This window comes from Methanospirillum hungatei, assembly GCF_020216685.1.
Classification (GTDB): Archaea; Halobacteriota; Methanomicrobia; order Methanomicrobiales; family Methanospirillaceae; genus Methanospirillum; species Methanospirillum hungatei_B.
Genome location: NZ_JAIWNS010000265.1, coordinates 1 through 4689, shown reverse-complemented (window position 1 = coordinate 4689; position 4689 = coordinate 1). Strand labels below are relative to the sequence as shown.

At 46.5% G+C, this 4689-nt stretch carries 4 protein-coding genes, 1 tRNA gene and 1 pseudogene; all 6 read right to left on the bottom strand.

Annotated features, from left to right (window positions below; translation table 11 throughout):
- On the bottom strand, positions 1-187 hold a 187-nt coding region (locus tag LDL35_RS14605; protein ID WP_369694953.1), incomplete at its 3' end, for a response regulator.
- 326 nt (positions 188-513) lie between these two features.
- A tRNA-Glu gene (locus LDL35_RS14600) sits at positions 514-588 on the bottom strand.
- Between the two features lie 51 nt (positions 589-639).
- Entirely contained in the window at positions 640-1506 is an 867-nt protein-coding gene (gene ilvE, locus LDL35_RS14595) for a branched-chain-amino-acid transaminase (protein WP_304023754.1), read from the bottom strand.
- Between the two features lie 82 nt (positions 1507-1588).
- The gene (gene cfbB, locus LDL35_RS14590; protein ID WP_304023752.1) at positions 1589-2980 is read right to left on the bottom strand and encodes a Ni-sirohydrochlorin a,c-diamide synthase; all 1392 of its coding nucleotides are present in this window, start codon (positions 2978-2980) and stop codon (positions 1589-1591) included.
- Complete coding sequence (gene cfbD / locus LDL35_RS14585) at positions 2977-4041, bottom strand: Ni-sirohydrochlorin a,c-diamide reductive cyclase catalytic subunit (protein ID WP_304023750.1); 1065 nt, start codon at positions 4039-4041, stop codon at positions 2977-2979. The genes cfbB and cfbD overlap by 4 nt, the downstream gene beginning before the upstream one ends.
- Positions 4041-4689, bottom strand: a pseudogene (locus tag LDL35_RS14580) (hypothetical protein); the annotation flags it as partial. The pseudogene LDL35_RS14580 and the gene cfbD, both read right to left, overlap by 1 nt.

The following is a 4689-nucleotide window of genomic DNA, read 5'->3' as shown; positions in this document are numbered from 1 at the left end:
CCATTTCAGGGATCTGGTACTCTGAAACGATGATATCACAAACGTGGTCCTGCATCCATGAAAGGGCGTCGATTGCACTGGTAACAGTGGTAACTCTGATATCCCCTTTCTGTTCAAGGAACAACTTCCCTAAGTGGAGGAGATCCGGTTCATCATCAACATAGAGGGCATGAATTATCTCGGACATATTCCCTTTCAGGTTTCATTATATCTATCTGGATGAAGGTAGTCTCTCTTTATTAGTATATATCTCATCTTCATCGAAGCGGAACAATAATTTTTGAACGTTTTTGAGTGAAAAATGCTATGTTCACAAGAGTTCAATAGGAAAACATACCTGTTGCAAACTTTGGAGCGATAAAAAAAGGGTTAAAATCCTGAAAATCCTATATAATAGTTTTCTAAACTTCCCAAAAAAGGTGAACCGAACATAAAAGACTGAATAAAATTTAAATTAATTTTATTATTAATGAATGAATTTTTAGGATAAAAGATATTGAGAGAATAGTTATATGCTGATATGGGGATTCGAACCCCAGTCGTCGGCGTGAAAGGCCGACATGATTGGCCGGACTACACTATATCAGCTGTGCCATAAGATGTCTACGTCTGTACTTAAAAATATTATGGTCGTTTCACCTATACGATAGGTGTTCCTTCCTTCTGTACCACAATTTTGAACTGCTCCATACACTGACGCGTGATGGAACCTGGTTTACCAGTACCGATTGTCCTTCCGTCAATCCAGGTAATCGGGGCTATTTCGGCTGCAGTTCCTGTTACAAAGACCTCATCTGCACAGTACAGATCATAGTATCCCATATTGCGCTCGTGCACAGTGATACCAAGTGAAGTTGCGATCTCGAGAGCCACCATCCGGGTAATACCCCTGAGATTGTTCAAAGTCGGTGGAGTGATAATAACTCCGTTTTTGATGACGAAGATGTTATCCCCGGAACCTTCAGAGACATATCCATTCGTATCAAAGAAGATTGCTTCATCCCCACCCTTGCAGTTCGCCTCAATCTTGGCAAGAATGTTATTCAGATAATTCAGACTCTTGACATTTGGTGGAAGAGCTTCAGCAGGATTTCTCCGGACTGAAACCGTGACTGCTTTCAGACCTTTCTCATAGAGATCGCCGTACATGGCACCCCACTCAACAGCCATGATAACAACACTGGCCTTCGGGCATTTCCGGGGATCAAGCCCCAGATCTCCCACACCACGGCTTACAATTGGTCTTATATATGCATTGGTCAGATTATTCTTTTTGCAGGTCTCGATGATTGCAGCAGTCATCTCCTCCTTCGTTATCGGAACAGCAAGATCGATGGTTTTTGCAGAATCATACAGGCGGTCAAGGTGTTCCTCTAGTCGGAAGATTCTTCCGGAATATGCTCTTATTCCTTCAAAAACTCCATCTCCATAGAGAAACCCATGATCAAAAACTGATACCTTAGCCTCCTCTTTGGGATAGAATTTCCCATCGATATATATCTGCATACCAAAGTATCTGACTCGACTTCTCATAAAGGATCAACCTGCCGGACCTGGTGCAGAAGGAAAAAAAGAACAATCTGACCAATTATACAGATGAGTCAGACAAACAAGCGGACAAGAATGAATAGAGCAGATCCCGTGACGGGACTGGATGAATGTGCGTATAGGATCCGACCACCTTATGAAGCACCATCCCGTCATGAGTTGCATCTATCCCAAACCCACGATCCAGTTCATACCCATATGTTGTTCCATTATCCGGATGAACCGTGGAGTAATGAAAGGCATGACCTTTCACCGGAAGAGGCCTGGCTGCATAGGGAAAATATGGTGTCGTCTTTCCGGAGACATAGGTGACGACCCGTTTTTTTGGAATGGTACATCGGGCAGGAAGCACATCGGCCATTTTGAATGATGTCCTGGCAGAAAGACCTGAAAAATCCTGTAGAATCTCTATCTCTCTGCATAAATACATAAGGCCACCGCATTCGGCTAAAATGGGCCTCTCATCTTTTGCTGCTGTACGGAGATCCTCCATCATGGACTGGTTATCTGCAAGTTCCCGACCATAGTACTCCGGATACCCGCCACCAAGAATATACCCTTCTGCATCAGGTAGATCTCCATGAACCGGTGAGAAATACTCAATATTATACCCTTGTGCTTTGATGAGTGAAAAGAGATCTGCATAGTAGAAATTGAATGCCTCATCCCGTGCGACAGCAATTCTTTCGTGGTGGTGCTGCCCGGCTGATGCAAATAGGCCAGGAATACGGAGAGAACTGTTCATCTCACGTGAGAGGGAGAGCAGAGCGTCTATATCCAGGTGACTGCATATCATCTCAACGATGGATGAGACCCGTTCAAGGAACGGCTGATCCTTCAGACCCTCTTCAAACGGAACAAGACCCAGATGCCGCATGGTCAGGTCCAGGTTATCGACCCGTGGAATTGCACCGATCACCGGGATATTACAATAATGCCGGATAGCCTCAGTCGCTTTTCTGATATGCTTCTCTCCCCTGACATTGTTGAGGATAACTCCTGCAATCTGAACATCAGGATCAAATCTCATGAATCCACACAAAAGGGCTGCCGCACTCCGGGTAATGCTCCGGGCATCTATCACCAGGATTATCGGTAATTGGAAGTGCTTTGCAATCGATGCTGTGCTGCCGATATCAGCAATACTGTCGGCCCCTTCATATAGGCCCCTGACGCCCTCAATAATTGCAATATCTGCACCAATACAGGCATGGTCAAATACGGCAGTCATCTCATCCTGGCTCATCACAAATGAGTCAAGATTCCTGCATGGCCGCCCGGTAACCCCCGTCAGGTAGGAAGGATCGATATAGTCCATCCCAACCTTAAATGTCTGAACGGTGTGTCGTTTTGCAAGAGCTGCTGCTATTGCGAGGGTTATACTGGTTTTTCCTGATCCCGACCGGTCACCGGAGATCAGGAATGCCTTCATAGAAAACTCCGAAGGACCGCTCCAAATTCGGACTCCACAATACTTCTTACACCAAGGGTTCGTGGATGGAGATCGATCTCAACAATCACATGTTCATGCCCCAGATCCTTGAGTGGAGCAACCTGGCGAGGACCGTTTGTCACCGAAAAACACTCGATCCCATCGGTATATTCCCGTGGGATGGCATGAGGCACACCGGTAATGAATGCAAAATCAGGATTCTCATCCTGTATCCACCGGCCCAGCATATCTCCGGTCGCTCCGTATTCGTCAAGTGCACCTTGTTTCACATACGAAAGACCAGTTGAATCAAGATCATCAATGATACGCTCCGCATCTCTTCTTACCTTAGGAAGCCCCCGCATCTCAAGATTTACAGAATAGGTGATGGGAGCATCAGGTGCAAGCTCATGGAGAGCAGTAAGCCCATCGGCAAACATGTATGCAGTCTCCTTCTTTGCATTCATGATGGCAACGCCTTTTTTTCCGTCCTGTATGAGATTGACTAGACGTTCTGCAACCTTATGCTTCAGATCTCCCCGTGATGGCTCGATGTACTCTCTGACGGCCGCTCCCCGAAGCCGCTCTACCTGATTTGCTGCCTTTAATAATTCCTGCTGGCGTGCCAGTTCGTCTGATGAGATCCATCCGATCTCGGCTGCAGGCTTTAATGTTGCAATGACTCCATCTATATTCTCGGTAAATCCGGCATGAATATCCACGGCTATCGTCTCGGTACTGACACCTGAGTTATCTATCGCAGCCTGCAGATCCTCACCGATGATCATCGAGACACAGGTTCCCATGACCGCCATCCGTTTCGGGGCAAACTTCTCTTCTGCATAGAGAATTACATCTTCAAGCCGTCCCTGTCCCCCAAAGACAAACTCATTCTCGGCAAGAGATGTCGTCAGAACACGCATACCATCCTCTTCCAAAAGCCGTGCATGCTTAAAAGAGCATCCGGAGGGGCCATGGAGGACGGCCACATCAACTTCTAGGTCACGGGCAGTATACAGGGTAGCGACAATAGAACTGGGCCGGGGCTGTACATACTTCATTATTTCCACCGTTTTACAGACAATAAAATGAGAGTGTTATTCAGGGTTTTCGCTCTTCTGATTCCTTCTTCAGTTGAATTAGCGCAGGTGCAGGTGATCCCGGTATGTGCACAGTACTGTATGATCTCTTCCTTCATAATCCGTTCATCTCCAGGGATGAGGATGACATCCTGGGGATTGATATCAGAGATGGATGCACAGATCTCATGAGTGCTGAAGTTTTCACATACCGATGCTGACTCCTGGCCGATGATGAGGGTTACCGGTTCATTTCCAGCTATCTCTCTCCCATACCGGTATGCATCAAGCGTTGTTGAATAACAGGTCCCGCTGTTTGCATTATCGATCATGGTGTAACCAGTATCCTTCGTGACCTCCATGCGTCCGGGAAGAGCTGAAAAATCTGATAAACCAGCGGGATCATAACCAAGAAGCAGGGCAGCCCCTGCAGCCAGCATGAGCGGAGTTTTGTATCCGGGCAGGAGGAGAAGAGGATTTATAAATGAACCAGACAATTTTCCAAACTGATAACAGGCCCTGGTCCCGGATACCGATACAAGATCAGATACGGGAATACAACCATTATGGACAAGTTCTCCGTCCGGTGGAACCAGAACCTGTTTTACCAGGTGAGACTGTTCAGTTTTA

Excerpts from the sequence above, each read along its gene's own strand:
- ilvE (WP_304023754.1), bottom strand. The coding sequence starts at position 1,506 with ATGCAGATATATATCGATGGGAAATTCTATCCCAAAGAGGAGGCTAAG.
- cfbB (WP_304023752.1), bottom strand. The coding sequence starts at position 2,980 with ATGAAGGCATTCCTGATCTCCGGTGACCGGTCGGGATCAGGAAAAACC.
- cfbD (WP_304023750.1), bottom strand. The coding sequence starts at position 4,041 with ATGAAGTATGTACAGCCCCGGCCCAGTTCTATTGTCGCTACCCTGTAT.